Origin of the sequence: Schnuerera sp., from assembly GCF_035459645.1 — a bacterium.
Lineage (GTDB): Bacteria > Bacillota > Clostridia > Tissierellales > Tepidimicrobiaceae > Schnuerera.
Window position 1 is genome coordinate 1 of record NZ_DATHXO010000038.1, and the last position, 2879, is coordinate 2879.

Sequence of the window (2879 nt, forward strand, 5' to 3'; positions counted from 1 at the left end):
TGATTTAGCTAAGATGGATAAAGGTGAATATGGAATGATTTCAGGGGATATATTGGCAAATATACCTTATGCCATAAAAACGCTAGAATATAGTCATATAATTTAGAATCTTAATAAAAGGATTCAAAAAATTTCGTAAAAAAAGAAGGATTTTGTCCATTATAGGTTGAATATATAAGTTATAAGAGATAAGATAAGATTATAAGTTTAATACGACATATAGATAAAGAATAATGACAGAGGTGGTATGATGAATGCTTTAGATGAGATTAGACCTGTTTGGGCAGAAATAGATCTAGATAATTTAGCTCATAATATGAGAGAAGTGAAAAGAAACACCAGAGAAGGAGTTTTAATAACTGCAGTAGTAAAAGCTAATGCCTATGGTCATGGTTCTATTCAATCTGCTAAGACCTTTTTAGAAAATGGCGCAGATAGATTAGCAGTGGCAACTTTATCAGAAGCTATTGAACTTAGAAATGCAAATATAGATGTCCCAATACTTATCCTAGGATATACTCCAAAGAAACAATATTCCTTAGTAGTAAAACATAATATTATTCAGACGATATATGATTATGAAAATGCAAAGGCTTTTTCTAAAGTAGCTAGGGATTTAAATAAGACTGGAATTATTCATTTGAAGATTGACAGTGGAATGGGTAGATTAGGTTTCTTACCTAAAGATGAAGCTGTAGAAGAAATAATTAAAATCTTTAATTTACCAAATATAAAAGTTGAAGGGATTTTTACCCATTTTGCAACAGCAGATGAGAATGATAAAACGTATACCAATCTACAATATAAGAGATTCATGAAGATAATTGAGAATTTGGAAGAAAAGGGAATCTCCATACCTATTAAACATGTGTCTAATAGTGCTGCTATAATAGATCTTCCTGAATATAATTTGAATATGGTAAGAGCTGGAATTATGATATATGGGTTCTATCCTTCACATGAAGTTAATAAGGATAGGATGGATTTAAAACCAGCAATGACTTTGAAGGCTAAAATTTCCAATATTAAGCAGGTTCCTAAAGGTACAGGAATTAGTTATGGACAAATTTTTATTACCGAGGGAGAATCTAAAATTGCTACTATCCCTATAGGTTATGCTGATGGTTTTACAAGAATGCTAACTTCAAAAGCCGAAGTCTTTTTAAAAGGTCAAAGGGTACCAATAGTAGGTAAAATATGTATGGACCAGTGTATGTTAGATATTACCGGATTAGAAGATGTAAATGTTGAAGATGAGGTAGTTTTATTTGGATATGGAGAAGAAGGCTATCCTCATGTAGATGAAGTTGCAGAAAAATTAGGAACTATTAATTATGAAATAGTTTGTATGATAGGAAGGAGGGTTCCCAGAGTATACATTGAAAATGGTAGGATAATAGATATAGAAGATTATCTACTGGATTAACCAATTTTTGAATAAATCTCTATCCATATTGACACAATTAATGTAAAGAATATATAATTGATATATGTGATTTTAGCAGGGCTTATTTTATAGGTTTTAAGAGAAACATTTCTTGGGGGTGCAAACTTAATGGCTGAAACTAAAAGAATTATGGTTAGTTTACCAAATAGTTTATTAAAAGAGGTGGACTTTATTGTTTCTATGGAAAAGAAAAACAGGAGTGAGTTTGTTAAAGAAGCTATGAAATTGTACATTCGTGAAAAAAGGCGGGTGGAAGTTTCTCAAAGACTTAAGGACGGATATGTTGAAATGAGTAAAATCAATTTAGCTCTAGCTGAAATAGGTTTTGAACAGGATATGGTTGAATTAAATGTATATGAAACAAGATTAACTGGGTGTGAAAAAATGTGAACGTAAAAAGAGGAGATGTTTTTTATGCTGATCTGAGTCCAGTTGTTGGCTCAGAACAAGGAGGGGTGAGACCTGTTCTTGTTATTCAAAATGATATAGGTAATAAGTATAGCCCTACTATCATCGTAGCGGCTATTACTTCTCAAATCAATAAAGCAAAGCTACCTACTCATGTAGAAATTAGTGCTCCAGAATATGGACTTCCTAAAGATTCTGTTGTTTTATTAGAACAGGTAAGGACTATTGATAAAAAAAGGTTGCGTGAGAAAATAGGTAGATTTAATGATGAGATGATGGAAAAGGTAGATGATTGTTTAAAAATAAGTTTAGGATTGATAGATCTATAAAAATAAGCATTAATTGAATATGCTTATTTTTTTAATTTCTTTAAAACAATAATAAACTATAGTATAATCAAAAGAAGAAGAGATTGAATTTAAATAGAAAGTAGGTGTGAAGATTGACTGGTAGAGAAGAAATTACCTACATATGTAAATTAAGTGGTGAGTTTACAGAAACAGAAAAGAAATATTTTGTTGATGTTTTTAATGAAGTTTTTAATATGAATTATAGTTTAGAATGGTTTAATTGGAAGTACATAGATAATATTTACGGGGACTCATATATCGTTATAGTCTATGATAAAGATAAGCCAGTAGGAATTAGGGCTTTCTGGAGAAACGATATAGGGAAACAAATATCTTATCAACCTTGTGATACGGCTGTATTAAAAAGCTATAGAGGAAGAGGAATATTTACAAAATCTAGTTTATTGGCGTTAGAGAAGACCAAGGGAGCCTTTATCTATAATTTCCCAAATGAAAATTCTTTACCTGGGAATTTAAAATTAGGTTGGGAAATAAACAAATATTCTTATGTTAAACCTGTATTAAATAAGGAAAAATTAAAAGATGAAACTAGCTATATAGATGATGAATATTTGGTTTGGAGATTTACAAAATCTCCAATCAAGAAGTATCATTATTATAAAAGAAATGGTGAATCTTACTTGTTATTCGATAGAGGAAGGAATATATATTAT

The 2879-nt window shown here is 30.3% G+C and carries 4 protein-coding genes; all 4 read left to right on the forward strand.

Going from position 1 to position 2879, the window contains the following annotated elements; translation table 11 throughout:
- The first annotated feature begins 250 nt into the window (after positions 1 to 250).
- Complete coding sequence (alr, locus tag VK998_RS00905) at positions 251 to 1426, forward strand: alanine racemase (RefSeq protein WP_325224441.1); 1176 nt, start codon at positions 251 to 253, stop codon at positions 1424 to 1426.
- 129 nt (positions 1427 to 1555) lie between these two features.
- The gene (locus VK998_RS00910) at positions 1556 to 1837 is read left to right on the forward strand and encodes a CopG family ribbon-helix-helix protein (protein WP_325224443.1); all 282 of its coding nucleotides are present in this window, start codon (positions 1556 to 1558) and stop codon (positions 1835 to 1837) included.
- On the forward strand, positions 1834 to 2184 hold the full coding sequence (locus tag VK998_RS00915; protein WP_005587027.1) for a type II toxin-antitoxin system PemK/MazF family toxin: 351 nt from the start codon (positions 1834 to 1836) through the stop codon (positions 2182 to 2184). The genes VK998_RS00910 and VK998_RS00915 overlap by 4 nt, the downstream gene beginning before the upstream one ends.
- A 113-nt stretch (positions 2185 to 2297) precedes the next feature.
- Positions 2298 to 2879: GNAT family protein (locus VK998_RS00920; RefSeq protein ID WP_325224445.1), on the forward strand; the 582-nt coding region annotated here is incomplete at its 3' end.

What these genes read in the sequence shown, in the direction of transcription:
- alr (WP_325224441.1), top strand. Translation starts at nt 251, where the DNA reads ATGAATGCTTTAGATGAGATTAGACCTGTTTGGGCAGAAATAGATCTA.
- VK998_RS00910 (WP_325224443.1), top strand. Translation starts at nt 1,556, where the DNA reads ATGGCTGAAACTAAAAGAATTATGGTTAGTTTACCAAATAGTTTATTA.